23 protein-coding genes and 1 pseudogene are annotated in these 25,527 nt (G+C 59.3%); 11 read left to right on the forward strand and 13 right to left on the reverse strand.

Annotation, left to right across the window (positions count from 1 at the left end):
• Nucleotides 1–77 precede the first annotated feature (77 nt).
• The 3 genes from BP737_RS12615 (at nt 78) to BP737_RS12625 (ending at nt 3,169) form a co-directional block, all read left to right on the forward strand.
• On the forward strand, nt 78–587 hold the full coding sequence (locus BP737_RS12615) for a hypothetical protein (protein WP_292407788.1): 510 nt from the start codon (nt 78–80) through the stop codon (nt 585–587).
• Between the two features lie 12 nt (nt 588–599).
• A complete protein-coding gene (locus BP737_RS12620; RefSeq protein WP_292407785.1) occupies nt 600–1,769 on the forward strand; it encodes a M20 family metallopeptidase in 1,170 nt (389 codons plus the stop codon).
• Between the two features lie 173 nt (nt 1,770–1,942).
• A complete protein-coding gene (locus BP737_RS12625; RefSeq protein ID WP_292408022.1) occupies nt 1,943–3,169 on the forward strand; it encodes an NYN domain-containing protein in 1,227 nt (408 codons plus the stop codon).
• Between the two features lie 478 nt (nt 3,170–3,647).
• On the opposite strand, the gene BP737_RS12630 is transcribed toward BP737_RS12625, so the two are convergent.
• Genes BP737_RS12630 through BP737_RS12655 form a run of 6 tightly spaced genes read right to left on the reverse strand, consistent with a single transcriptional unit; the run spans nt 3,648 to nt 16,607 of the window.
• Nucleotides 3,648–5,906: a hypothetical protein gene (locus tag BP737_RS12630; RefSeq protein ID WP_342686230.1), complete on the reverse strand. Its 2,259-nt coding sequence runs from the start codon at nt 5,904–5,906 to the stop codon at nt 3,648–3,650.
• The gene (locus BP737_RS12635; RefSeq protein ID WP_342686231.1) at nt 5,821–7,308 is read right to left on the reverse strand and encodes a hypothetical protein; all 1,488 of its coding nucleotides are present in this window, start codon (nt 7,306–7,308) and stop codon (nt 5,821–5,823) included. Before BP737_RS12635 ends, BP737_RS12630 begins: the two co-directional genes overlap by 86 nt.
• 33 nt (nt 7,309–7,341) lie before the next feature.
• Nucleotides 7,342–9,642 carry a hypothetical protein gene (locus BP737_RS12640; protein ID WP_342686232.1) on the reverse strand — a complete coding sequence of 767 codons (2,301 nt, stop codon included), beginning with the start codon at nt 9,640–9,642 and terminating at the stop codon, nt 7,342–7,344.
• Nucleotides 9,639–13,979 (reverse strand): DUF6603 domain-containing protein, encoded by a 4,341-nt coding sequence (locus BP737_RS12645; protein ID WP_342686233.1) that lies wholly within the window; start codon nt 13,977–13,979, stop codon nt 9,639–9,641. Before BP737_RS12645 ends, BP737_RS12640 begins: the two co-directional genes overlap by 4 nt.
• A complete protein-coding gene (locus BP737_RS12650) occupies nt 13,976–15,154 on the reverse strand; it encodes a hypothetical protein (RefSeq protein WP_342686234.1) in 1,179 nt (392 codons plus the stop codon). Before BP737_RS12650 ends, BP737_RS12645 begins: the two co-directional genes overlap by 4 nt.
• Nucleotides 15,155–15,179: 25 nt before the next feature.
• A complete protein-coding gene (locus tag BP737_RS12655) occupies nt 15,180–16,607 on the reverse strand; it encodes a hypothetical protein (protein ID WP_342686235.1) in 1,428 nt (475 codons plus the stop codon).
• A 918-nt stretch (nt 16,608–17,525) separates the two neighbouring features.
• Between BP737_RS12655 and BP737_RS12660 the strand changes: the two genes are divergently transcribed.
• From BP737_RS12660 to BP737_RS12670, 3 genes are all read left to right on the forward strand, one after another.
• Complete coding sequence (locus BP737_RS12660) at nt 17,526–17,807, forward strand: nucleotidyltransferase family protein (RefSeq protein WP_292408050.1); 282 nt, start codon at nt 17,526–17,528, stop codon at nt 17,805–17,807.
• 694 nt (nt 17,808–18,501) lie between these two features.
• Nucleotides 18,502–18,762 (forward strand): UPF0175 family protein, encoded by a 261-nt coding sequence (locus tag BP737_RS12665; protein ID WP_292408073.1) that lies wholly within the window; start codon nt 18,502–18,504, stop codon nt 18,760–18,762.
• A gap of 363 nt (nt 18,763–19,125) precedes the next feature.
• The gene (locus BP737_RS12670; protein WP_292408053.1) at nt 19,126–19,335 is read left to right on the forward strand and encodes a DUF3368 domain-containing protein; all 210 of its coding nucleotides are present in this window, start codon (nt 19,126–19,128) and stop codon (nt 19,333–19,335) included.
• Between the two features lie 200 nt (nt 19,336–19,535).
• On the opposite strand, the gene BP737_RS12675 is transcribed toward BP737_RS12670, so the two are convergent.
• The 4 genes from BP737_RS12675 to mntA form a co-directional block, all read right to left on the reverse strand.
• Nucleotides 19,536–19,658, reverse strand: a complete 123-nt coding sequence (locus tag BP737_RS12675) for a hypothetical protein (RefSeq protein WP_292408056.1) — start codon at nt 19,656–19,658, stop codon at nt 19,536–19,538.
• 38 nt (nt 19,659–19,696) lie between these two features.
• Complete coding sequence (locus BP737_RS12680; RefSeq protein ID WP_292408059.1) at nt 19,697–20,011, reverse strand: hypothetical protein; 315 nt, start codon at nt 20,009–20,011, stop codon at nt 19,697–19,699.
• A gap of 281 nt (nt 20,012–20,292) precedes the next feature.
• Nucleotides 20,293–20,694 (reverse strand): DUF86 domain-containing protein, encoded by a 402-nt coding sequence (locus tag BP737_RS12685; RefSeq protein WP_292408063.1) that lies wholly within the window; start codon nt 20,692–20,694, stop codon nt 20,293–20,295.
• Nucleotides 20,654–20,983, reverse strand: coding sequence for a type VII toxin-antitoxin system MntA family adenylyltransferase antitoxin (gene mntA / locus BP737_RS12690; protein WP_292408066.1), 330 nt, complete (start codon nt 20,981–20,983; stop codon nt 20,654–20,656). Before mntA ends, BP737_RS12685 begins: the two co-directional genes overlap by 41 nt.
• 501 nt (nt 20,984–21,484) lie before the next feature.
• Here mntA and BP737_RS12695 point away from each other — a divergent pair.
• Nucleotides 21,485–21,697 (forward strand): NAD-dependent epimerase/dehydratase family protein, encoded by a 213-nt coding sequence (locus BP737_RS12695; protein WP_342686236.1) that lies wholly within the window; start codon nt 21,485–21,487, stop codon nt 21,695–21,697.
• A 172-nt stretch (nt 21,698–21,869) separates the two neighbouring features.
• Here BP737_RS12695 and BP737_RS12700 read toward each other — a convergent pair whose 3' ends face one another.
• The 3 genes from BP737_RS12700 to BP737_RS12710 all read right to left on the reverse strand — a co-directional run bounded on the left by BP737_RS12700 (nt 21,870) and on the right by BP737_RS12710 (nt 23,189).
• Nucleotides 21,870–22,205 carry a type II toxin-antitoxin system PemK/MazF family toxin gene (locus BP737_RS12700; RefSeq protein WP_292408068.1) on the reverse strand — a complete coding sequence of 112 codons (336 nt, stop codon included), beginning with the start codon at nt 22,203–22,205 and terminating at the stop codon, nt 21,870–21,872.
• Entirely contained in the window at nt 22,190–22,387 is a 198-nt protein-coding gene (locus BP737_RS12705) for a hypothetical protein (protein ID WP_292408071.1), read from the reverse strand. The genes BP737_RS12700 and BP737_RS12705 overlap by 16 nt, the downstream gene beginning before the upstream one ends.
• An 85-nt stretch (nt 22,388–22,472) precedes the next feature.
• Nucleotides 22,473–23,189 carry a hypothetical protein gene (locus BP737_RS12710; protein WP_342686237.1) on the reverse strand — a complete coding sequence of 239 codons (717 nt, stop codon included), beginning with the start codon at nt 23,187–23,189 and terminating at the stop codon, nt 22,473–22,475.
• A 271-nt stretch (nt 23,190–23,460) separates the two neighbouring features.
• Between BP737_RS12710 and BP737_RS12715 the strand changes: the two genes are divergently transcribed.
• The 4 genes and pseudogenes from BP737_RS12715 to BP737_RS12730 form a co-directional block, all read left to right on the forward strand.
• Nucleotides 23,461–23,775 (forward strand): DUF4258 domain-containing protein, encoded by a 315-nt coding sequence (locus BP737_RS12715; protein WP_292410830.1) that lies wholly within the window; start codon nt 23,461–23,463, stop codon nt 23,773–23,775.
• Nucleotides 23,772–24,017, forward strand: coding sequence for a type II toxin-antitoxin system MqsA family antitoxin (locus tag BP737_RS12720; RefSeq protein ID WP_292410831.1), 246 nt, complete (start codon nt 23,772–23,774; stop codon nt 24,015–24,017). Before BP737_RS12715 ends, BP737_RS12720 begins: the two co-directional genes overlap by 4 nt.
• 212 nt (nt 24,018–24,229) lie before the next feature.
• The gene (locus BP737_RS12725) at nt 24,230–24,373 is read left to right on the forward strand and encodes a hypothetical protein (RefSeq protein ID WP_292410832.1); all 144 of its coding nucleotides are present in this window, start codon (nt 24,230–24,232) and stop codon (nt 24,371–24,373) included.
• Nucleotides 24,364–25,512, forward strand: a pseudogene (locus BP737_RS12730) (nucleotide sugar dehydrogenase); the annotation flags it as partial. The gene BP737_RS12725 and the pseudogene BP737_RS12730, both read left to right, overlap by 10 nt.
• Nucleotides 25,513–25,527: the final 15 nt, after the last annotated feature.

Genomic DNA, 25,527 nt, shown 5'->3' on the forward strand with positions numbered 1-25,527 from the left:
CAAGCTCCGGACCTATCGGTCCGTCGCACCCTGCAGGGAAGGAATAGTATTTGTACCTCCCTCCCCAATAGGAGAGTATGCTGGAAGGAAACGAATATGCCCGTGCCATGCAGAAATTGTACGGCAAATCGCTGATCCTGGAGAGCACCGCCGAGTTTCACCCGGTTCTGTACTTCTACTTCATTGATGCTCTCGCCCACATCGATTTCACCCTCAGTATCCTCGCCTACAACTACATGTCGCCCCGGAACGTCATGAGCATGGAGTACCTGCGGTGGCGGGTGGATGAGGAGAAGGTCGGCGAGCGGGCATACTTCCCCGATTTCGTCAACTGGCTGAAAGCCGAGCACCACGAGAAGTTCGAGGAACTCCCGATGCTCTGGTCCGGCATCTATGACCGCGACGACCCCGCCCAGTACCGGAGTTTCCGCATCGTGCTCAACCCCGACGACAAAAAGGCGATCCCGGTCGAGTACCTCGAGACGTTCATCGACGAGTTCTTCGACCCGAAATTCATCAAACAACTCTATAAGACCTCGTCGCTCGCCCGCCTCTTCGATGAGTTTGCCCAGAGTCACTCCGCCTGAAGGAGACCGGTAATGGATGTCGCCCGCCTTGCCTCGGCGCTTGTCAGGATCAGGAGCGAGAACCCGCCGGGAAACACGGCAGACCTCGCTATGTTCATAGCGGAGTTCCTCGACGCGCTCGGGGTGAAGACCCGCATCGTCCCGCATCCGGGCGGGCGGGACAACCTCATCACGACCGAACCCGACCCCCGGCTCCTCCTCTGCGGTCACATCGACGTGGTCCCCGCCATCCCCGACGGCTGGACGCATGACCCCTACAGCGGCGAGGTTGCCGACGGCTACGTCTGGGGGCGGGGCGCCACCGACATGAAAGGGGGGTGCGCCGCTCTCCTCATCGCCTACCGGGACCTGATCGAAAGCGGTGCGGAGCCGAAGGCCCAGTTTGCATTCGTCTGCGACGAGGAGACCGGCGGGGAGTACGGCATCCGGTCGCTGCTCGCAGAGAACCTGCTTCTGCCCCGGGACTGCCTGATTGCGGAACCGACACCGGAGATGGGTCTGGCGGTCGGCCAGAAGGGTCTCTACCGGATCGCCCTCACCTTCCGCGGCAAGCCGGGCCACAGTTCGCTCTACCCCCTGGTCGGCAAGAGCGCCGTCATGGCGGCGTTCGATCTCGTAGAGTACCTGCGGAAGGTCCACGCGCGCCCGTTCCCGGTCGGCGAAGACCTCCGGCCGCTCATCGCGCAGTCGGCCAGGGTCTTCCGCGATGCCTTCGGCATCGCGGGAGGGGACGCCATCCTGACGAGGGTGATGTTCAATCCGGGACGCATCGAAGGGGGGGAGAAGGCGAACATTGTGGCGGAGAAGTGCCGGATGGAACTTGACGTCCGGGTGCCGTGGGGGTGCTCCCTCGACGATCTCCGGCGGGGCATCGCCGAGCACGCCCCGGACGCCGCGATACGCGAGATGGATGCCGCCGAACCGACCCTGACGCCCACGGACGCCCGGATCGTCCGGACGGTCTGCCGTGAGATGGAGCGGGTCTACGGTACGCCGGCAGTCCCGTTCCTCCAATGGGCCGCAAGCGACGCGAGGTACCTCCGCGACAGAGGGTTTACCGTCGTGGAGTACGGGCCGGGAGAGGTCCCGACGCTGCACGCGGTGGACGAGCGTGTCCGCGTAGGGCAGCTTGAGAAGGCAGTGGACGTTTACCGGGGGGTTATCCGTGCGTACTCGGGGTAAAGAGGAAATTTCGCGACTGAAATTTAGGTCGAGCCGCGGTGCGGCCTGACCGGCTTGAAACACTACAGGAGCACGAGACATTCAAAGCATATCAACTTTTTTCGAATACCGTGCACCGAGCAAAAACCGAAATCCTTATCAGGCAAGGCAGAAACCACACCTTCTGTGTGACAATGGAAGGACCGAACGTAGGGATATACCTTGATTTTGCAAATCTATCGATTTCAGCTTCAAATACATGTCCGCATCTGGAAAGGCCCTTTGACGTTGAGCCTCTGATGGATTATGCGGCAAGCAAAGGAATTATTACCGTTAAAAGAGCATATGCCGACTGGACTCAGCCCTATGCAACAAATTATGTCAGAATGCTTGTAGACCACGGCTTTGAGATGAGGCACGTTCCGGTCATGAATTCACAGGGGAAAAATGCCGCGGACCTTCAAATGACCATCGAAATCTTGAACGATATCCAGTATCTACCGCTGGACATTTTTATACTTGGATCAGGGGATACCGATTTCGTTCCTCTGACCCGGAACGTGATGGCAAAGGGCAAGCAGGTACATGTGGTCGGATTTGAGGTGTCGGTCGGATCGATTCTAAAAAAGAATTGTACGATCTTCAAATCGATGGACGATTTATTAGGTCTCGCCGAAGACAAAGATATCGGAAGTGACGCTTCAAAGATGGGAGTTAATGCAGGCCCGTCGCTTTCGACTGCCAGAAGTTTGCTAATCCGTTTCAACAGAACATGGACTCCGGGTGAACGGATTCACCTCTCTGAGTTGAAAAACCAGTTGCTGCGGATGGAGCCGTCTTTCTCTGAAAAAAACCTGGGTTATCCATCGTTTAAGCCGTTCATGGAATCGTTTGTGGGGGATGTCGTTGAAAGAATTGAGACGGACCCGCGGACAGGCCATCCGTTCATCATCTTCAAAGACAACTCCCTGATCAGCAGCGAAACGGCCGCTACCGAAGAGGGAGCATTAATGGGAGACGTATCGCAGTTTCTCGAACATTCCGTGAGTTATCCCCAAGACCGCAATACTCGCCTGGCTTTCGCTCAACAGTTCATCAAATGCTTTAAGGACCTGAGTAACCCCTCAATCCTGGAAATTACGGAGTATATCTGTCAGCATGCAGGGTTCGACTATTCAAAAGGGGCCGTAAAAAGATTCGTTCTTGCTCTCGGAGAAGGGCGAGCGATGCATTTTGCCAGGGTGACCACAGAGCACCCCCTTTTCACGTTCCCCCAGGAGATTAACGAGGGACTGGATAGCCCTGCTGAAGTCGAGTTCATTTATCGCTCAAGGGTCATCGAACTGGTCCGGAATAAGTTCCCGAAGATAGAAAATGAACAATTGTTACGTCTGATGAATCTCGTGCCGCATTATGACTGATATCTCTATGGAGTCGCGCGGGTTACGATCCGGAGATCTCCGAAAAAACGAAAAGGGATTGCATCCGGGCCGATCTTAACCGACAGGGATGGATATTTCCTGGCAGGAATCGTGCTCTGGTAACTTGACGCGATTGGTTCATCGTCATTCAAAGCGTTGCAGAGTGACAACGAGAGGAAGCAGCGATGTCGGGACTTTCATTACGCTACCGATAGAGAGAACGCCCACAAGTATATTCCGATGTGAATCTCAATCAATCTGATTGAATCGTCACTACCACATCGTCTCCCCGAGTAATAGTCCTCCCTTTGTCAGGCCAGGCTAATTGGTCCTCACGACCCGTGAGGTGATCCCGACGACCGCGGCCGAGGTGACGAAGATCTCCGAGAACGCCTTCCGTGACCTCCAGATACCAGCTCGCCCTCTCCTTTGAGGCGACGGGAATTGACGTCGTAGACGTCCGGGCCGGGGTGCCTATTTACTCTTTTTTTTCTTCATTCAGAGCGACGATCAGCTGCAATATCCCTTCACGCAGGGATACGGATGCGTTTTCCATCCGCGCGTCGGGCGAAGCGTCCCTCAGGCCATACCTATTCCATTGCAACCCTCCACCCTGTGCCCATTCCTTCTCCCACCATGACCAGGTTCCGTTTTGTGCGGCCGGCGGTAAGACGGCAACAGTATTTTCGAGGACCTGCTCCTCTTCTCCGGTGGTTTCTGTCGGCATTATTTTGGTAAGCAGCGGACCGATATGGAAGGACGCCTCCACCTTTTTCAGTGCCGGTTCAAAAAACCGTGCCGGAATTTTGAAGTCCTTGACCGGGAGCAGCCCGGTAAAAGCATGAATCGGTGAGCGTGGGTCCGCCAGCAGCGTGACATACGCCGGAGCCGACGCACCTACCGCCAGCTCGAGATAATTTCCCTGCGGCTTGCCCGGAGGCCCGATCCGGCAGACGTAACCGGTATGGAACGGCGGGGCCGCCACACTGTGGAAGCATGTATAGTCGTTTCCGGCAAAATAACCGATAGTTCCGTCATTTCGGGCAATTTGATCCCCTAAACGCAGGGAAAAACCGTATTTTAAGAACGGCGGCTCGATGGGCGCAAAAGTCGCCTGCCATCCTGCGTCGGTGAGGGGCGGCCCCTCCAGTTGAAAGCGGAATCCAGCGCGAACCAACGCAAGCGGCCTGCCGATGAGGAGGGAGAGATGCAGGTCGCTTCGCTCCCCAAGGGGCTCTAACGTCCACATTGCCCCGTCTACCGTCTCTAAAAACGCGGAAAAGTCCGCTTCCCCCCGTCCGGCCAGCCCGGCAATAAAGGCGCCGAGGTGGGGAAAAACCTGGTGAATCTGCAGCAGCGTCCGTATTTCACCGTGTACCGGAGGCGACCATACCACGCGCTTATCTCCCCGGGCCGGCTTTTGCAGACGCAACTCTCCCATCGCGGAACCGTCCGGCGCATACAGGAGCAGTCCATGGTCCAGATGATTCACCAGTATCCATCCGCAGATGGGGTTGACCCGGGGGCTCTCTCCTAACATCATGCTGTCGTCTTGCTGGTCGCTCAAAAGGACCTCGAGGCGCATATGCTGAAGAAGCAGGCGCGGCGGCAGCTGTGCGGGTGCCGTAACCGCCGGCTGAAGGCTGCGCGGCGGCAGCATGGCCGCGTCGCGCAGGAGCGGAAAATTTTCGTGTTTATACAGTCCCGATCCGGTTTCAGAGCGCGCCAGCTCCAGCACCCGTCCGAATTTATCATACAAGATTAAATCGGTAAAAAATATCTGGCCCTGGCAGATCCCGTAAAAATCGGAGAGCACGTCGTTCAATAAAAAAGGAACCGTGTCCGCCGCCGCTTCCGTCATGCCGGTGCCGGGCGTACGAAAGGTGCGGGCGTCCCGCTGGGCAAGCATCGCACGAAAGCCCGTCAGCTCCTGTGATACAAAACACCAGCCGTCCACTCTACGCATCCAGTCGTCGAGCTGCGCATACCCTTTGCTATCCCCGCCGCTGCTTACGAATTCCCGCAGCCGCTCTTTGAAGGTCTGTCTGATGTGCGTGCTCAGCGGGGAAACTCCCCCGATCTGAACGATCTTGCCGTCGCCGGCGGCATTGTCGTCCAGTATATAATCGATCCCGTCGAAAAGCCAGTTTTTCTTCCCATTCGCCTCATGCGGCACATGGATGTACCGGACTTTCCATTCCATAAAGATGGGGCTCCAGGGCTGGGACCACTGCTCCAGCCCCTTTTGCGGCAAAATACCCGGGTAATCCCCGTCATTACGCCGGGCAATCCTTTCTTTCAGCACCTCCACAGGCAGCCCCAACAACGGTGCCGCGAGTTGCGCGCTTTCCGGGTCTAAGAGCAGAAACTCCGCGAAAAGATCTGCTGCCGCCCCGGGCAGGGCCTCCCGGTTGGGTAACGGCGGCATCGTTTCAACGAGCCGGGCGGCCTCGACGTTCATCCCTTCTATACAAAATCCTTTGATCAATTGGCTGCCCAGGCGCACGCGCAACCTCACATCGGGGTCCGCTTCTTTCGCGGGCTGTACTCCGGCGATGGCCACGACCGGGTCTGTTCCCTGCCAGTACCGCGCTTTGGCCACCGCTTTCAACTGCTTATCCGGGTCGATACTGCTTTTTTGCGCGAACGCTTCAATGCCCCGTAAAAAAGCCGCCTGTCCCCCTTCTTCCCCGTTTCCATCGGGGAGCGGCCGGGGGCAATTTCTGCGCAAGCGCATCCACCTTCTCCAGCTGCCGGCGCACCCGGGACAGCAGGGAGGCGGGATCGGCCCCATCCAGCAGTCCGTCGAAATCTTCGCTGCGATAGCCCGTCTGGTTCGGGAAAATATGCCGGATGTGCCCTTTCTTCCACCAGGCTGCGTGCAGGTCCCACTGCAGCTGAAGAAGCTCTGCCGCTTCCCGCTCGTAGGCGTTTTGATCCGTATTGAGCCGGAACAGGAAATCTTCCTCCGGTCCGGTAAGTTCAAGTTCTTTTCCGTCCGCACTGCCGCCTTCGGCACGGCGTGCGGCGAGCTCCCAGCGATACCCGCCGGGCCTGGAGGAGAACCACGCGTCCCGCACCTTTTTGTCCAGCATCGCTTCGCCGCCCGGCTCATCGAGGACGTGCAGCAGGTTGTACTGGAGTGCGTGCAGCAGTGCGGCGGTGCGGCCGGCATCCTGATACCCGGAGAGCTGGCTGGCCAGAAGGGTGCTGAAGGCGTCGACGGTATTGTTCCCGACGGCCACATTCAGTCTCTTGTTCTGCCTGATCTCCTCCAGGGGGTCTTCGTGCGGCGCCGCGCCCGTTCGCTCCCAGGCAAGCGAAAACACCGAGCCGGAGTAGATGCTTCTTTCAATCTGTTGGGGCACCGCACCCTCCGTCAACGACCAACCGAGCATCTTCAGCACTTCCGCCTGCGTAGTTTTGCCGGTAAAACTCCGGGGACCGGTGCGAACGACATCGTTGCCGGGATCGGAGTACCATCCCGCCACAAAATACCTGATTGTGTCGTTGTCGATCCCCGCCAGGTCGTCGTAAAAGGAGAATATATTGCGGTTATGCGCCACATAGATGCTGAATTCGGCGTTTGAAGGCGCCAGGGCGGTTAAAAACATCGCCTCAGGCGCCTGTTCGCGCCAGTTCTCCAGCGGGAAAGGAATACCCAGATTGACGGTAATGGGCTCGCGGGGGTCGGTCGAGGAGAGGTTGGCGTTTTTCCGCCGGGGATCGGCGCAATCCTTCCACATGGCCAGGATGCCGGGATCGATCAGATAAGCGCTTGTCCCGGCTGCCGTTTCCGGCGGTGTTTCCGGGCATGTGGGGCAGTCGCTCTCCAGCACCCATCCTTTTGTGGTGTTGCTGCCGCAGCGGATGATCAGCCACCGGTTGGGTACCAGCGGATAGCGGACAGCGTTCTCTTCCTCAAAGCCGGTGCGCAGGGCGCGCGGAAGCACCCAGTGGAGATATACGCCGGGCTTCTGCTCCCCGACATACTGGTTAAAGGCCAGCGGCTCCGCTGATTTATACTGGGAAAGCGCATTGTAGTTAAACGTCCACCAGCGGAAACTGTCCCGCCTGATCACCGCTTCGTTAGCCACGAGCGCGTCAAGGTCAACGGGAACAATAAGGGTCTCTTGCATGCAATCCCTCCTTTGTGAAGGCAAATTTGTTCTTCATTGCTGCGGGCAGTGAAAGATCATCGTCTCGGGCGGTTTGCCGAGCTGCATCGATAGTGCGCCGGGGGTCAGCACGTCCCCGGGGAGCGTATCGTTACCCATGGCCGCCGCCATCCTGCCCAGCAGTCCGTCGGGTGAGCCGGGCGACAGGTTCAGCACCCGTCCGTCCCGCATGCAGCCGGGCCCGGATAACAGCGGGAAACCTCCTATCCGGGCGCCGATGCTCCTGTCGCCTTCGCGATGCCCGGGGACGGCCTGACGAAGGGTTACCGTGCCGTCCTCCCGCACGCCGAAACCAAACCCATCCTGCGGTTCGCCGAACTCAATGCGGTCCGGAATGGTCTCAAAGACGCAAAAAAGCACGTTCGGGGATAAATGGTCGAGGCGCAGAATGCGCAGAGCATTCCCCGCCCCGTCGTACGGGCGCACGACCATATTGGGCCACCCCGCCGCCACTGCAGAGCGGAGCAGAAATCCGCACATAGGTCCGGGAAGAGCGGCGCCGGATGAGGCGGTACTATAAGCCCCTCCCCGCAGCGCACAGAGGGAGCGCAACGCTGCGTCCTGCGCCACCTTTTTGATCATGCCGGAAAATGCGGTCTGGCGGCTGGACTCAAGCCCGATGCTCATCGCCCCGTCCGTCAGAGCGTCCAGCCAATTCATGTCCAGATAAAAGAAGCGCAGCGACTCCACCGGCAACAGTCTCTCATCCGCCACCAGATAGTCGAAGGGAACCGGATAGAATAGAAGCAGTTTCCCCAGCCATCGGGCCACCGGCTCCAGTTCCCTCTGCACCGCCGCGTACATCTTCTCCTGCACTTCCGGATCGTCCATGCATCCTTTCACCTCCTGCACCGGGTCCGTCACGCAGACAGCCCTCTGCAGCGCCGTTCCGGCCCGGCCCGGCACCGGCGGCTTGCCGATCTCCTCAAAGAGCCGTCCGTCCAGCAGGGCGCCGAATTGCACGCTCATCGTATTTTCTTCGTGGAAATCCCCAACCTTTCTTTCGCTGAAATATGAACTGCGCAAACGGTTCTGAAGCGTATCCACGAACCGCTGGCCCGCCGCGCGCAATACCAGCAGGTGCCGGCCGAAGTCCGGATCGGACAGAGCCGCGGTACGCCCGGCTTCCCACGCTGCCGCGAGCGAGAGGTCGAATACCCCGTTCGTTTGATCGTAAATCATGGCGGCGTCGGCCGTGAAGAACGGTGCTGCTTTCAGCAGGGACTTTGGTTTACACGGCGCCAGCGGGCCGCGATACCAGGCAAAACTCTCCTCCCCGGTTCGTGCATGATAGCACAACGGCACGTAACCGGCCTGCAGTCTCCGGTTCACATCCGCGGCTGCCTCGTTGCCGTCCTCCTCAACCTTCAGTTCAGGAAGGTGCAGGCTGAAATTTTCCGGCTTTGCTTTCCCATGCTCGTACGCGGCCGCAGCAACGTTAAGCATGAGGGATTTGAAATCGCCCGGCACGTCGGGAGTAGTGTAAAAATACCAGCCGGCCAGCGAAAGGAGCGTCACATCCTGAAAAGACCCCATATCCGCTTCGCCGGAGAGATAAGGCTCCATCCCTTCCAACGAAACAAGATGGACGACGTACTTGACGGATTTTTCTTTATCCTGCTCCGGCGGCGCCGGAAAACGTCCGGCGAGCAAAACCGCCGTCAGACCGTCGTGAGGAAGATCCATGGAGGGTTTGTCTTCCACCGCCGATTGCCGGCAGTGGGCTAAAAATCTCAGTTCATCAAGGCGCGGCGCAATGTTACAGAACAATTCCGCCGGTATCCTGATGTACGTGCAGGGGTCGTCGAGGCTGCTCTCCGGGGATACCTCCAGCCGGGGGACAAGGGTCGTTGGCCCGGCATGCATGAACTCTCTCACCGTGGAGGCGATCGCTCTGGTTGCGTCCTGTCCGCCGTCATCCCCTTTCAGTTCCGAGTCTGCAAAGACCATCAGGGCCAGCCACGGGATGCGCGCATCGCTGCGGCCTGATAGCGGCCGCGCCCAGGGCAGCGTGGGGTCTTTCAGCACGATATGGGGCAACGTGCCGGACCATGCCCCCACGCTTCCCGGCGGCGGATACCGGCCGGCAATCAGGTCCGGTTCCAGCCCGAACTGCGGCGCACTCACGACAAACTCCTGACAGGCCCCGATCGGCTCCCCGGCCAGCAAAGCGCCGCCCTCAACCAGCTCCTGTGTCAGACGAATCTCCCATTTCCCCCCTTTCAGGCAGGGGGTGCAACTGTCGTAGATGCACAGCTCGTCCGCCCAGGTTGTCTCTGCCGAATTTATCTTCATGACTCCTCCCCGGCAACTGTCAGCGGCGCATCGCAGAACAGCGTCTCCGCCTGCATGGCCATCTCCGTCATAGCATCGTTGCGCCCGCGATAAACGCCGCCGCACGCAAGTGCCTCGTAGATCCGGACGCGCTTCTGCCCGGCCGCCGCAATCCCGAGAATCTCTCCCACCGACCGGTCGTTGTACACCCCGGCAAAATCGTCGGACGGCGCCGCGTCCTCCTGCAGCGGCATCTGCGCTGGACCTTCGGGCGGATCGATGTATTCCTCCATGAGCACCCGGCCCGGCACCGGGCCGAGTGCATCACTCAATTCGGGTGCGGGCGCGGAGACGGTCAACCCGCAGAGCCGGTCGGGCAGCAACTCCGCCCCGGGCGTCGTCGGATTCTGGACGAATCTGCCGTCCCTTGTCAACGGGACGCCCCATAACGCCTGGGGAAGGGCCTCGGTATGGGGGCTTGCCGACCAGCGCCCCACCTCCGCTCCCGTCAGGGGGATGTCCTGATGGAGGATCTCCAGACGGTAGACGGAGACGATTCCCTGCTTGTTCATCGGCCGTATGTTGATGCCGCCGTTCTCATCCGTAAAATCGTGCTGCGCGGCGTCCCCGAACTGCACATGGCTCGCGGGAATGGCGCTCAGGGTATAGAACGTGAATTTCCCGCCGCGCACCACCCATATGTTCTCTTGATCACCCCGGTCGAGCACGTTGCAGAGACCTGCACCGGCCGCTATGGTACAGATACTTTCCTGCGGCAGCAGGGCTCTAAAGTCCTGCCACGCCAGAGGTTCGTAATTTTTGTCCAGGGCGCCGTCCGACCCGAAGTGAACGGTAAAGCTGATAAACGACAGATGCACCCTGACCCTGCCGCCGAGAGGGGGACCCCATAAGGTCAGTGCGGCTCCCAGTGAAAGCGTGATCGTCTTATGGCAAAATAACAGTGCAAGCCGGCAGCAGACGCCAATCTCCACGCCGATCTCCGCCAGGAACGAGAACGGGCTCCAGGCCACCAGCAGGTTTGCGTGCGCGGTAAACCAGGCGCGCAGGTTTCCTCTGGCAAAAAGCACCTCCAGGCTGCCGCCGGCCATGCCGCAAGACGGGGTAAGGGCAAAATACGCTTCGCCTTTGATCGTCACGTCCTTGCTTACCGGCCAGTTGAAACCGACTGCGGGTACGGACGGATAAAAGTCGGGTACACGGAACGCAGGATGATACCCGCCGATGGTCAGCACGAACTGCCCGGCATGGGGATTATCGCCGAACCACAGGCAAAATGCGACCCCTCCCGTCAGGCGGCAGTCCTTTGTTAAAAGATACGAATCTGGGGTAAGTTCGGAGCGGATCGAGAGAGTTCCTTCCCGGGGACGCAGTACGGCGGCTATTTTAAGTTCCGCATACACGTAACTCTGCTCGTCGCTTGCCTGCTGCGGCAGGCGCATCCATGCCAGGCCCAGCAAAGAAAAACGCAGGTCGTCCCCGAATTCGGCAATAGCCAGCAGGTTGCCGTAAATCAATTCAAACGATGAAAAGCGCATGCCTGCGGCCAGCCAGTAGCTGCCCGGCCTGGGAGCGATCCATTGCTTCGTCGTGCCGGATGGGGAGGCCGCTCTTCCTTCCAGCACCTGTAAAACGGCAAGCGCGTCCTCTTTGCGGCTTCCGGCGCGGGCAGCGCCCCTATCAAGCAGGGGGAAATCCGGCAGTTCTTCGAGGGACGGCACCGCAAGCGCCCGGTTGAAGCCGAAGCCGCCCATCAACCCTTCGATCCTGAAGGCCGGCAAACCTCCCAGGGCGCCTTCCAGCCGGGCGAAGACGAAAAAGGCCGGCAGACCGTCACCGATCTGCGCGTAGGAAGCGATTCCCGTCATCGTCCACTTTTCCGCCTGGATCGTCACCATGCCGTCATACTGGAAGGTGACGCCGGCGGCGGGCCGAACCTTCACGATGGCGCCGGAGATGCGTAGCGGCGGCTGGTCATAAGCGATTCCAAGCCCCCGCAGATCGAAGATCGGAGTCGAACCGGAGAGGGATGCGCCGACCGTCAGGCCGTCCAGGGAGAACGTAACTGGGCCGAGGAGGAGCGATGCATCCAGGAGAAACAGCAGGTTGTCATCTTCCAGCGTGATCCCGACACGCCGGAACTGCAGAAAACCGAACTGCTTCTGCACGTCTATCCATTTGATCTTCTCTTCCTGCGACGGCGCCGGAGAGGCCTTTTTGCCGGCTTCTTTGCCGACTTCCTCTTCCGCTGCTCCTGCGGCAAGCAGCAATGGCAGCGGCGTGCCTCCCACCATCACATCCCCGGAGAGGTACACTCCTTCGCTGAGGCCGTCCGCCGCCAGAGGGCGGAGCGCGGCGGGCAGGCGGGCGTTGATCTGCTCCGCCTCTTTCCCGGTGAAAGCAGCGGAGGCATAGCCCACCTGCAGACGGTCCACTCCCAGCGAGAGCCCGGGCGGGAGCTGCCCGCCAAGCAGCGGCAGGTTGGAGAGGCCGATCTCCATGTCCAGGCAGAGCGCAAGCGTAAATTTCTTTTCCCCGGTTGTTCTGTAGAATACGAATTTCGCCTCTTCCAGCCCCAGCTCCAGGCTCTCGGGAACGGCCCGGGCGGCGCGGGCCGAAATGCCGGCGATAAGCTCCCGGAATTTGCATTTTTCCTTTTTCGTCTGTTGATAGGAGGCGATGATCATCTCGGTATCGGCGGTTTCATAAAACGCCATGTCAAAAACGTGTCCCGCAAGTACGACCTCGCCGGAAAAAGCATTGGAGTAGCCGCTAGATCGGTGCTCTAACGCGATCGCCGCCGTTATCTCCACTTCCCGATCATCCACCTCGATGCTGCCGCCGCACCGGAGATCGAAATCTCCCGGACCGGTCCGGCATTCCATGGAAAAAGACGTCAACCGCAGGGAACGCACCGCGGCGGGAACCTCCCGCACGCCGAATGCCTCTTCCAGCAGCCGGGTCACGTCCTCCATCTTGAGCGTACTGTCGTGATCGAGACCGCCGCTGAAGCACCATCCTGCATCGGGGGAGCGGTATTCGGCCGAGAGGCTCACACGGGTATCGCCCAGAGAGATGTGGCCCTGTATGCTGCCGGAGAGTTCGTCACGGTAGCGCAGTAAAAGCGCCAGGCTATCCAGGGAAACGGGGCCGACCCTCCACACCCCCGTCAGCCCCAGATGCAGCCCGTAACGGCCTTCGCGCAGGGCCGCATAAAAATCCGCGGATACGACAGCAAGTTCGCCGGGAAGAGCACCGGTTCCGGGAAGGAGGGATTGCAGAAAGTCGGATGCCTTCAGCGGCTCTTTATTGCGCATCCCCCCTCGCACGACGGATTCGGGCAGGCTCAGCGTCACCCCCAGTTCGAGGGCGCCGATCGTGATCCTGCTGTCCAGCAAAAGCCCGGTAAAGGTAAATTCTCCGGCGTTCACCCGGACCCGAACCGCGCTGACGGCCGCGTCGAACGCATCCGACGGCAGTTTCAGCCGCCCGAACGCATTCTTTATCTCTCCGTCCTTGATGTTGCATGCCGCAGCGAGCCACGCCGTTATATCGGCCAGGCCGGGAAACGCTTCGGCCGGAGGGACCGGGACCAACCATACCGTCCATTCTTCGGTGAAACTGACGCCGACGCCCGCCATCAACTCCGTCGAGCTGATCTTCAGGCGGCCGACGAGAGTGATGCAAAAGCCGAAGACGTCCGCATCGACCCGGATCTCCAGCCCCTGGAAACAGAGCAGCCCCGGGATCAACTCCAGAGCGGCGCTGCTGGAGAGAACGAACTCCTCGCAATAGGTGGTCTCCGTATTCGGGTAAAACGTAATGGCGAAGCGGTCTTTGCATACGTTCACCGCGTCGTTCATAAAATTCAGTTTTTCCGGCAGGGCAAAGGGAAGCTCGCCGCAGATCTGCATGAGCTGCAGGGCTGACAGGGGGGCATCCTGATCAAGCGTAAGCCGCCACGCGCCCGCCTCTCCGTCCACGCGCCGGAGTTGAACCCCTAACCTGAGCCCGCCCGAAAACGAAGCCGTTCCTTTTGCGCTCCATGAAACATCTGTTTTCTGTGCCCCGTTCTCCAGCCTGACGGATACCTCCCCAAGGGCAACGGAGGCGCCGTCGAGGCCCTGGATGGGCCATACATCTTCACTGCCGCCGCGGATCTCCAGCACGGCGCCGGAGCATGCCAGGCCGTCCTTCTGCAGAACAAGGGTGAGTTTCCTGCCGGGCACGGTGCCGACCGCTTCTCGCAGATCCTCCGGCAGATGTTCATCATCCGCCGTCAGGACGATAGGAGGGGGCAGGGAGCTTAAGTACGCGCTCAGTTGTTCAAGATCCGTCATCTGCACCAGCATCCCGGTTCAGGATCGTCCGACGAGGGTTTGGTGTTGCGGACTAAGCCAAAATCTAAATCGCCCAACCCCCAGACAAGGGGTTCTTTTTTGTCTAGAAGTTTGAAGGAGATCTCCTTCTGTCTTTCTTCCGCGGTTTTTCTCGCTTCAGTTTCGGGAGAGCCAAATTTGTAAAACGCAACGTAGCCGCAGTGGTTGGTTTTCAATTGGTTGTCACATACAAGAAACAGTTTTTTTGCATGGTCCAAACCCGGGTATAGCCCCGCACCTGCCGCAATCACCACATGAATGTCGGGCGGATCAGGACAGCAGCACTTCATTACTTCACCCATGAAATCCAGACAAATGTCTACCCCAAACCGGATGCTGGTGTTTTGGAAGGATATGTCAAAAATGGGAGAAAGCCTGGGATTCATATCGAGAGTAAAGTCGCTGTGAAAAATGCTGTCCGGCGGGTTCATTTCCGGGTGACGCTTCAACGCTTTTACCCCGTCCACAGGCGCAGTGAACTGTTTATCCCACAGCAGGATAAGATCGCCCCGGTGGAAAACCGGCAGAGTATTGATTACTTCCTCTTTTTCACCTACGCTCCGTTTCCACATCACGGTGCCCGCAAAGATAACGACGTCGGGAGCAGCGCTCAGATTGCAAAGCCGCCGCGTCACCGAAGACCGCCCGACTTCGGGCAAGATCCCGCTTAAAAAATCTTGCATGACAGGCTCATAAAACGGCGAAACGGTGGTATGCTCATTTGGTCGGTCATTGATATCGGTAAAGTACGACTCCGCCAGGAGAATGATGAACAGCGTGTTTTGAGGGGCGTCTTTACGTGCTCTGTCAAGCGCCTCCTGCAGCAGTTCGCAGGTAAAATCTTCGTACCACGAAAACCATTCCAGTTGTCTCTGTTTTTTCAGCCAGTGCAGAAACGCCCGGCGCCCCTCGCCCGGCTTCGGGCGCTCCTGTAGCGGCGGGCGCAGGCTCGGAAGAAGAATGTGATCGATGATCGCACCGAAATCGGCATCGTCGCCGGCTCTTCTGACGGCCGCGATTGCCGCATTCAACTCCGGGCGTAAGGCGTTGAACCGTGCCTCTTCCTGCTGCCGTGCCTGCACGAACACGTCGCTATAACTTGCCAGCGCAATGACTCTAATACGTATCGAAACCATAGACGCGCCGCCTCACGAACACGGCTCAACCGTCGGGCTCCTTTTTCTGAGCGGCGCTTCCCACGGGTATCCAGAGAACCTCAATCTCCGAATTGTTTTCCGGGATAAAATTATCTCCTGAGATGTCCACCAATCCACCCCGTTTCACCGGAATCATCCCGGAATTTTGCTGGCTATAGGTGTTGCTGTCATTGCTGGGGATATTTGCAATCTCTATATAACAGAAGCCTATAATCTGTACCGCACACACGGCCATAGATGGACCCGGCTTTTCACTGTAAGCGATGTTGGCAATCAGGAATCCATCCGTATCGGCCGTATATCGCGTATGGAATCTTGACCCCTTGCATATCGGATGCATCATATCTTGATCAAAGAGATCAATCTGAATGTTCGTCCCGCGCGTCTCCAATGAACGCTGTATCGTGACGGAATCTGCAGTCAGCTTTCCTTGTACGTTCAGAGAATTTTCCACGGTCTCTCCGATGACAGTCAGATTGCCGTTCACGTACAGCGCACTGTTGACGTTCAGGCCACCGCAGATATTTGCGCCTCCGCTAAACTTTGCATATTCGTCAAAGTAGGCTTGTTGAACAAAAGCCGCCGGCCCGTTAAACGCGGCCGATTCGCCGACGGTAAGATACGACGGCTGAAGCACGGGATTTGCCACCGTCACCGTAAGGTGCCGGTAGATGTAAACGGACCGGTACCCCGCCTGCGGCTGGTCCCCATCCCAGTCGCCCGTCATGGAGGCAACAAGCACAAAGGCGGTATCGTTCTGCACGCCTTCCTGCAGCACACAGGAGGTTTGCGTTCCCTGGTACACAAGGTTCCCGTCTTTCTGGTAGAGTTTGAAATAGGTGCCGTTGCTCTCCCAGGCAAAGCGGATTTTTTCTCCTGTTTGAAATTCACTGCGGGGAACGGTATACTGATCGGCAGCGGTCGTGATGAAATTGTCGGCGTAAAATTCCGGCTCGCCTTTGACGCAGTTGAATTGATAAAGCCTGTCCTGCATCTCCTGCTGGTTGTCCGGCGACGATGTCTCCTGGATCTGTATTGTGGAACTGCCGCATTGCCCGCTGATATCGCCGAAGATGGAAAACGTCTGATTGCCGCTGATCTTATACAGTTTCTCATCCCTGCAGACCATCGTGAAAGCCGCATAGGGTGTTGCGCTTCTGACTCCCAGCCTACCGCCCGCATCCTCTTCCTTTGTCAGCAGGGACCAATCGGCGTTATTGGCGGCAATGGAAGGCATGGACGCAAAGAGGGCGTCCGGCGTGTTCCCGTAAGGGACCGCGATGATGATCTGTTTACAATAGGCGCCTTGCGGATTCAGCAGGGAGATATTCAGCCTGCCCGTGGCGGGCATCCACGGCACGCTTGCCTGCATGGGCGAAGGCGATGTAGACGCGGCGTACTGCAGCAATACCTGCAATTCTTGAGTATTCATAGTCTTTTTTTCTCCGGTTACTCCGAGATCGTTGAACATGTCTTCAACAAAAATCGGTAACGTCTCAGTTTTTCCGTAGCCTGTCTGTGCCCCGTCTCCTTACGTGATCGTTCCCTCTCCGTCGTTAAATACATTCTGCCGGTAGCCCGCTCTCCCCTGATCCCGGCACAAAGCCGGCGGATGGTGATGGTCTGTCTGACCCTTCCAACGCTCCCACCCTGGAGGGCCAGCCGGAGGAGCCAGGCAAGCTCCAAGCATCGCAGTGATGGAGGTGCTCGGGGAAGAACGTGGGCTCAAAGACGCCCGAGTTCCGAAAGAGGGTCTGGTCATGGCGGAGGAGGAGGGAGTGTGCCATGGGTCAGTCTGGAGAGAAGGGATGGGTGAACTACCCGCCCTGAAGGGCGGGGCTTCCTGCTTCATGGACAATACATCAAGAGAATTCAGAACTCAAGCGCACGTTTTTCCACCATGAGGCGGAACGTCACAGGTCTAACTTCACGAACTCGTTCCTTGCCATAATTTCTTCGACATCATCCGTGAGCCGCTGTTTTTTTACTTTTCCACCAGCTTCGCGAGCGTATCGTCAAGCGTCTCGTCCGGGCGCCTGAGAGCCAAAATCTCATTATACATCTCTTTTGAGACGGGAATGTTCTCCGTAGCCAACATTGAAACCTGATCTGTGCTGAGCGGGGATATACTTTCTTTCGCTCGGCAAGTGAAAGGGCGAGAGGCCGAGCCGGAACAGACGAGGTACGGGCATTTTCTCACCGAAATTCATGTGATGTAGAAGCAGACGCACTGCCCGGACCCCGCCCGGAAGTGGGTGAATGCCATCCATTTTGACGATATGGTCACCCAGGGAGCAAATTTATATCTCCGGCTCCCGATAGAGCTTCTTAATCAGTCATGCCCGTCACCATGGATCTGATCAGGAAGAAGCGGTCCAGGATTCTCGTAATAGCCGAGCGGCACGGTATCACGAACCTGCAGGTCTTCGGGTCGGTCGCCCGCGGCGAAACGGGGCCGGAGAGCGACCTCGACCTCCTGGTGGAGCTGGAGCCAGGCAGAAGTCTCCTCGATCATATTGCACTCATCCAAGATCTGGAGAAAGTCCTCGGGTGCCGGGTGGATGTGGTGACAGAGACGGCGCTCAAGGAGCGATACAGAAAGAGAGTCCTCAGTGAGGCAGTGCTGTTATGAGGGACGGGAACGAGCGGCTCCTCGACATCCTGGAAGCAATCGAGGAGATTGAGCGACACGCGGCCCGGGGGAGGGACATTTTTTTGCAAGATGGCAGGAGCGGGGGCACCGTCAGGAACGACGTTCCCCCTAGGAACGACTGTCCGCAGGACAGGAGTTTGAGAAGACATCAGGCTTCGAGGCGCGAACACAGTGAGCGTGAGCACCGTTAGGTGCGAGGAACGGAGTTGGAGCACCAGGGGTGCGAGTTACGACTCCTTCCCCAGCGCGGACGGGATCTCCCACCAGGCGGCCATCCCGCCCGTGCCCCGGTCGGTGAAGGACCCCCTCGCCTCGAACGAGACGAACGTGACCGGGACGCTCGCTCGACGTCCTCGTCGCGGCGAAGGACTGCGGGGTGCCCGCCATCGTGGCCGCCTCTTCCTCGATCTACGGAGACATCCTCAACTCCTGGGTCATCCCTGCCCCCCTCGACGCTGAAGATGTAGTGGGGGTTCCAAGTCCGCCAGACGGTGATCTCCCGAACCGTCCGCCCCCCGGGGCACGAGATCAACGAACTCGGCCTTACGAGAACATTAAGGCTCTCGTGGCAGGAGATCTTCCCAACCGGAAGGTAGTCCTGCGGCGCCTCAGAATTCACCGCCACGTTTATCGGTTCTCCCTCCTATCTCTTATTCATCAGGTGAAACCGGTTATGTCCGATGTTACCATCAGAGTTCCCCAGGATATCGTCCAGGCGCTCCGGCTCCCTCCCGACGTCGTTGCCGTCGAGTTGCAACGGGAGCTTGCCGTGGCGCTCTACCAGCGGGGCATCCTCTCTTCCGGGAAGGCGGCGGCTCTTGCAGGGATGAACCGGTGGGAGTGGGAGGAACTACTCGGAGCACGGAAGATCCCCCGGCACTATGCCGAAGAAGACCTCGACCAGGACATTGGCTATGCCGATCGCGGTCAGTAATTCTTCGCCACTGATTCACCTCTCGATGGTCGGGCATATCGGCCTTCTTCGCCACTTTTCATCAAGTTGCATTTTCAATGCAATTGCTTCAGATCTTTGATCTGGGGCAGTGTGCATCCCTCCCGCGGTCTGGCGGGAGGTCGTAGAACTGGGCGGCAGCCGTCCGGGGGCCATCGAGATCCGGGAAGCCCGTGAGTCGGGGTGGCTACGTGTGGTCGAGCCCTCCGATAAGGCTCTGGTGCGCCTGCTTGAGCAGGAACTCCACGCCACGGGAACTGTGAACAGTTCCCTGTCAGGCAAATTTCCAATTCGCCGTGGGGCGAAGCAGAGAGTATTGCCCTTGCTCTTGAGATCCGGCCCGATGTGCTTCTCCTTGATGAGACCGAGGCCCGCCGCGTAGCGGGGCTCTACAGTCTTCCAGTCACCGGCATTATCGGACTATTGATTCAGGCGAAACGTGAAAGGCAGGTTTCTTCACTTGCGGAGGAGATGGACCGGCTACGCCAACAGGGGAACTTCTGGATCCAGGATGCCCTCTATTGGCGCGTTCTTGAAACGGAGAAGGACGAGTAAGCCGAAATTTTCGATTAGGAATGGGGCCAGTCAGTTCCGTCGCATGTAGGTGGAACGATATAGGGGGCGAAAGCCCCCTCAGTTCAGTGCGGGTACGGCGTCCGCCTAGGTCTCGACCGCATCGTGGATAGTGTCGTCCTGGTAGGACGAGATCCGGACGATCTTCCGGGTGAAGGTGACGTAGTAGTCGCGACTGGCCCTCAGGGCAGGAACAGGAGCACCGGCAGGTGCGACACACCCGCCGGGTCGTGGCACTTGAGCTGGGCGTAGTAGGTTTCGCGGGCGTTGTTCCGCTCGGCATCCGCGCCCATCGCGATTCGCACCTGCGGTGCTCCCGCTCCGTTCCTGCAGAACTTCGTGCCTACCGGAGCATCGCGGCCGCGAGGGCCTCCGCGGCGTTCATCTCGAAGGCAGCGATGGTCGGGAACTGCAGGGAGACGGTCCCGACCCTCTTGCCCTCGCCGTCGACGAAGTTCACCTTCGCGGTGTAGTGCTCGCAGTTCCGGACGACGGCGGGAACAGGCTGCCCGTCGGCGCCGGTATACCCGACGCACCCGAAGGGATTGTCGTCGATGACGGACAGAATAAAGTTGTCAAACGATACTGCGTCGGCGATCGGGATCGCAAGATCCCAGACCGCCGTCTTGTTCACGGTCTTCTGCACAAGGTCTGCCACGATGGTTTCTCCTTTCACGGCACAATGCTCCGGGTTGTGCCTGATAGGAAGATGCGAAGCATCTTCCGTGGCCTGCATGCTTCCCGGGATATGACAGACAACTATAGGGTGGACGGGGGGAGGTATTAGTCTGATTTTATCGGGAATGGCAGAGCGGGCCCCGACGAGGATTTTGGGACATTGTGCAGAACACAAGCAGCAGGCCCCGCATTCAGGAGGGTGTTTTCCAGAGGGTCGAGAAGGTACCTTGGGGTATAAACTTCTGACCAGCACCGATCTTGCTATACGCGATCGTCCGGGAACCCCTTACGGTTGGTTACTTTTGCTTCTCCGCCGGCTTTGCCACGCCCGGCCTCATCAAGAATTAACCGGATCCCCTGCTTGAAAACCGGGAGATCATCGTGTACGGTCAGGAATACGGCTTCGTAATCCACACCGAAGTAATGATGGACGATCCGCATCCTCGCCGCCTCCCTCCAGGGAATCTCAGGGTGACCTTCACATAACTCCGGCGAGACCATCTTTGCCGCCTCGCCGATAATGGTCAGCATACGCTCGATCCCGGCACGTTGCAGTCGCCGGCCCCTGAGGTCTTCCACCGACGAGATGCCTTCGGAGAACTCCTCAATGCTTATGATAGCATCAAGGATATGATGGAGATATGCGAGGTCTTCCGGCGTCATAGATCACCACGGCATCACGGTATATTGCATCGGCGAGGTAGGGGCTCACGGCGTTCTCGGTGACGAGGTCCACCTTCATGCGGAGAGCCCGGGCGAGTTCGTCCTCGATGCGAACAAGCGAAAAGAGGCTTTTTTTACGGGCGAACCGGACCAGGATATCGATATCGCTTGCCGGGCCAGCATTTCCCCGTGCATACGAGCCGAAGATCGCGATCCATTCGGCATCGTTCCGGGTGAGTATCGCGACGATGATCTCCCGTGCTGTCCTGGTTAATGTACGTCCTGCCATTTCGCCCGACCGTATCTGTATGCTGGGTAATATGACGCTCACCCCGTATCAGTCTTTTGAAGGATGAGGCGGCTCGCCGGGGAGCGTGGGCGATCAGCTCCGCCTCTCCTGAAGACGGGGGCAGCCGCGGCAGGGCAAGCGGCTTCCGTTGGAATTTCTAATTATAACCTTTACGGTCAGGCGTTTTGGGCCCCTCGTCAGATTGCCCTCCGGGAGGGTTACCAGGACGGCCGGGGAAAAGACCACCCGGGAGCTCGGTCTTACGAGACGAACCGGGACGTGAAGTGGATTTGTAAGACGCGACGGGCCACAGGGTGCGATGTTCCGAAGGAACGGAGCTTGAGCACCGCCAGGTGCGAGGCCGGAGCGGGAGCACCGGCAGGAACGACACTCCAGCGGAATGCGACGGGCCAAAGGGCCGGAGCATGAGCACCGGCAGGTGCGAACGGAGTTCGAGCACCGGGGCACGGACGGCATCCTCCACCATGAGGCCATCCCTCCGTGCCCCGGTCGGTGAAGGACCCGCTCGCCTCGAACGAGGCGAACGTGACCGGCACGCTCGACGTCCTCGTGGCGGCGAAAAGCTGCGGAGTGCCCGCCGTGGTTGCGGCTTTTTCTTCCTCGGTCTACGGGGACACCCCGGCTCCGGGGTCATGGCCGGCCCCGCTCGACGCTGAAGATGTAGTGGGGAGTTCTGGGCCCGGTGGACGTTGATCCCCTCTGCAGAAGATGTACCAGTAGCGGCTGGAGAAGATGGGATATTAAAGGAGGGCCGTGCACGGGCTGAAAATGAAGGGGCGAAGGCTGCAAACTGGGGTGGCACAGGGGAGCAGCTAGATACTAATGAGAAGAGCTTCAGATCCGGGTAGAAAACCGGAGCAGGAGGTTACGCCGCCTGCAGGATCTCGATGATCCGATCGATGACCGATGTAACGGCTCGGTTGTTGAGACGGCCGGCCCGGTAGAGGATCAGGTTGGTACTGGCAGAGAAGAGCCGGTTAGGCCGGACATTGCTCGGTTTGTGGAGCGTTCCCTCCACAAAGTCCACATCGGCGATGCCAATAGAGTAACGATCCCGGATCTGGCGGCTCGTGATCTGGCAGAGGATGACGTCATCCCCGCCGGGTGTCGCAATGACTAGAGCCGGGCGCCGTTTCACTGTTGAGAGATCTGAGAAGGGAAATGGTACAACGACAACGTCGCCCTTTACAAATCGCTCCACGCCTCTTCCTCCTCGGGCTGGAGCCAGTCTTTCCGGAGCGCGGGTTCGCTCGCGAGGGCGGTGTCGGGGGCGGCCTTCCGGCGTTGGGATTTGAGGAACCGAATGAAATCAAGCACTTCACCGTATGTCCGGGGTGAGAGGTCGTTCAACTCGTTGATGATCTCCTCTTTTACTTGGGTCATGGAAGCCTCACCTCTGGGGTATATGATCCTCTGGTGCTTCAATCTACATATCTCTGTCTGAAGAGGAGTCGTTTGCCGGGGCGATCTATGCCCCAGCACTGAGAAAAGTTGCGTGGGGGACCTCCGTCCCCCTCTCACGCCTGTGCGGGAACCGCGTCCGTCGAAGGCGCTCGCACCGCGGTCCGGACAGCGTCGTCCTAGTAGGACGAGATCTGGACGGTGGTGTGGGTGAAGGTGACGTAGAAGTCGCGACTGGCGGGAGTGGAGTGCGAAGGGCCGGAGCATGAGCACCGCAAGGTGCGATTACGAGCGGCAGGAGCAGGAGAAGACCGAAGGGCTTCGACTCGCGAGGGCTCGTTTGAACCAGAGCGTGAGAAGCCGAAGGCTTCGAATCACCCGACGGGTCGTGGCACTTGAGCTGAGCGTAGTAGGTCTCGCGGGCGTTGTTGCGCTCGGCCTCCCCGCCCATCGCAGTAGCGAGGGCCGCGTTCTCCATCGCCTCCGCGGCGTTCGCGTTGAAGGCGGCGATCGAGGGGGACTGCAGGGAGACGGTCCCGACCCTTTTCGCGGTATCCTCGTCGATGAAGTCCACCTTCGTGGTGTAGTGCTCGCGGTTTCGGACGACGGCGGCGACCGGCTGGCCGTCGGAGCCGGTATACCCGACGCACCCGAAGGGGTTGTCATCGATGATGGTCTCGATGGGGTTGTCAAACGACGTTACGTCGGCGATCGGGACGGTGAGGTCCCGGATCGCCGTCTTGTTCACGGTCTTCTGCACGAAGTCTGCCCATGGGTTTTTCACTCCTCACGGCACAACGCTCCGGGTTGTGCTTGATAGGGAGACGCGAAGCGTCTTCCGTGGCCTGCATGCTCCCGGGAATATGACAGACAACTATAGGGTGGACGGGAGAGGATATCAGTCTGACTTTACCGGGGATGGCATAGGGGAGATTATACGAAAAAAGCGCCGGAAATAGATCTTCACCACGGAGACATTCCCCGTAACCGGCTACCGGTTAGAAATGCTTTTAGGTGCGGGAGATAGAAGTGATTCTCAAAGGAAGGAGCGAGACGTGAATCGCAGCAAAGATGAGATCATCGAGTTAGTAGACCGGGATTCAGTCATCATCTCGCACCATGCCCGGGTCAGGATGTTTGAGCGCAACATTTCCACCGATGATCTCCTTGCGGCGATCAGGGTCGGTGAGATCGTCGAAGCGTATTCCGACGATGAGCCCTGCCCCTCGTTGCTCATGCTCGGCTTTATACGTGACCACGCGTATCATGTAGTACTCGGGATCTGCGATGATCATCTCCGGGTCATCACCGCCTACGTGCCGGATGACGAACACTGGATCGATATGCGAACGAGGAGGAAGAAAGAATGATTCCAGAGAGATGCACATTCTGTAAAGGGACCCTGCAGGAAGGAAAGACCGAATTCATTGCACGGGTCGGGGATGAGATCATCGTCATCCGGGATGTCCCGGCCTACATCTGCGACCGTTGCGGCGAAGCATACTACAGCGCGGAGGTCTCCCGGAAGATCGATGCCGTGATGAAGGATGTCCACAGCGGCAGGCTCTGCTGTCGGCCTCTCGCGGCAGGCGAGGTTGAACTCACGGGGTGAGGCCGGCAGGTCCGCCGGAACAGGTACAGTAACTTCTGGACCGGCGGCAATACTCTGCGGCCGGACAAGCGCTTTTTTCTACCAAGATTCCTGCATATAGTCCTTACGGTCAGCCTTTTTCTCTTCCCCGTCCTACTGTCCTCCAGGAAGGTTACCAAGATGACCGGGGAGAAGACCACCCGGGAACTCGGTCTTGCGAGACGAACCGGGACGTGGAGTGGATCTGCCGGGCGCTGCAGAGAATGGGGGCGCAGGATGAAGAATTTGAGGCCTGGATCCGGGCGCTGGAGCGGCTCTCGGGCGGAGAAAGCAGGGGAGGAGAGGAGGCCCTCCTGCACCGCGGAGCGACGCGGTGACGCTCGCGATCCAGACGCCGTTTCTCGACAAGAAGGACCTCCTGCCCGACCGCACCCCCCTGATCGAGGGGCTGCGGAACGTCGGGCGGCACCTGACGCCGGGGACGCTGGTGGTCCTCGAGTCGACGATCACCCCCGGGACGACCGCCGGGATGGCCCGCGAGATCCTCGAAGGCGAGTCCGGACTCGTCGCTGGGGAGGATTTTGCACTGGCGCATGCCCCCGAGCGGGTGATGGTCGGGCGGCTGCTCAGGAACATCCGGGAGCACGACCGGGTCGTCGGCGGGATCGATGGGGTCTCGACGGCACGTGCCGTGGAACTCTACGCGCCGGTCCTCACGACCGGGAGGGTCATCCCGATGACCGCGACCGCGGCCGAGGTGACGAAGACCGCCGAGAACACCTTCCGCGACCTCCAGATCGCGGCCGTGAACCAGCTCGCCCTCTACTGCGAGGCGATGGAGATCAACGTCTACGACGTCCGGGCCGGGGTGGCGTCGCTCAAGGGCGAGGGGATCACCCGGGCGATCCTCTGGCCGGGGGCCGGGGTCGGCGGCCACTGCCTGACGAAGGACACCTACCACCTGGAGCGGGGGGTGCAGGTGCTCGGGGGAGAACTCGACTTTCCGGCCGGCCGTGAGTCCCTCTACACTCTCGCCCGCGGGATCAACGACTTCATGCCCGAACATATGTTGCATTTGACGAAGTCGGCGCTGGCACAGGCCGGGAAGACGCTCGCGGGTTCGAAGATTGCGCTGCTCGGCTGGGCGTTCATCAACGACTCCGACGACGCCCGGAACACGCCGGCGGAGCCGTTCCGTGATGCGGCGCTCGCCGCGGGCGCGCTCGTCCGGGTGCACGACCCCTGGGTCGACCCGGCGACATCGCCGGACGTACCGCCGGGGCTCTCGCGGGACCTTGCGGGGGTGCTTGCCGGCGCGGACGCGGTGGTGGTCTTTGCCGGGCACAAGGAGTACCGGGGGCTGGTGCCCGCTGGGGTCCGGCGGTTGTGCGGGTGTGAGCGGCCGGCGATCGTCGATGGGCGGAATGTCGTGGACCCTGATGTGTGGATCGGTGCGGGGTTTGTGTATCAGGGGATCGGCAGGGGCGACAAGAACCGTCACGCGTTGCGGGAATAATATCTTTTTTCCCTG

This window comes from Methanoculleus sp. UBA291 (genome assembly GCF_002499755.1).
Lineage (GTDB): Archaea > Halobacteriota > Methanomicrobia > Methanomicrobiales > Methanoculleaceae > Methanoculleus > Methanoculleus palmolei.

Coding starts and splice junctions, on each gene's coding strand:
- BP737_RS12615 (WP_292407788.1), top strand. CDS start 78: ATGCTGGAAGGAAACGAATATGCCCGTGCCATGCAGAAATTGTACGGC.
- BP737_RS12620 (WP_292407785.1), top strand. CDS start 600: ATGGATGTCGCCCGCCTTGCCTCGGCGCTTGTCAGGATCAGGAGCGAG.
- BP737_RS12625 (WP_292408022.1), top strand. CDS start 1,943: ATGGAAGGACCGAACGTAGGGATATACCTTGATTTTGCAAATCTATCG.
- BP737_RS12630 (WP_342686230.1), bottom strand. CDS start 5,906: ATGCGCTTGCGCAGAAATTGCCCCCGGCCGCTCCCCGATGGAAACGGG.
- BP737_RS12635 (WP_342686231.1), bottom strand. CDS start 7,308: ATGCAAGAGACCCTTATTGTTCCCGTTGACCTTGACGCGCTCGTGGCT.
- BP737_RS12640 (WP_342686232.1), bottom strand. CDS start 9,642: ATGAAGATAAATTCGGCAGAGACAACCTGGGCGGACGAGCTGTGCATC.
- BP737_RS12645 (WP_342686233.1), bottom strand. CDS start 13,979: ATGACGGATCTTGAACAACTGAGCGCGTACTTAAGCTCCCTGCCCCCT.
- BP737_RS12650 (WP_342686234.1), bottom strand. CDS start 15,154: ATGGTTTCGATACGTATTAGAGTCATTGCGCTGGCAAGTTATAGCGAC.
- BP737_RS12655 (WP_342686235.1), bottom strand. CDS start 16,607: ATGAATACTCAAGAATTGCAGGTATTGCTGCAGTACGCCGCGTCTACA.
- BP737_RS12660 (WP_292408050.1), top strand. CDS start 17,526: ATGGATCTGATCAGGAAGAAGCGGTCCAGGATTCTCGTAATAGCCGAG.
- BP737_RS12665 (WP_292408073.1), top strand. CDS start 18,502: ATGTCCGATGTTACCATCAGAGTTCCCCAGGATATCGTCCAGGCGCTC.
- BP737_RS12685 (WP_292408063.1), bottom strand. CDS start 20,694: ATGACGCCGGAAGACCTCGCATATCTCCATCATATCCTTGATGCTATC.
- mntA (WP_292408066.1), bottom strand. CDS start 20,983: ATGGCAGGACGTACATTAACCAGGACAGCACGGGAGATCATCGTCGCG.
- BP737_RS12705 (WP_292408071.1), bottom strand. CDS start 22,387: ATGACCCAAGTAAAAGAGGAGATCATCAACGAGTTGAACGACCTCTCA.
- BP737_RS12720 (WP_292410831.1), top strand. CDS start 23,772: ATGATTCCAGAGAGATGCACATTCTGTAAAGGGACCCTGCAGGAAGGA.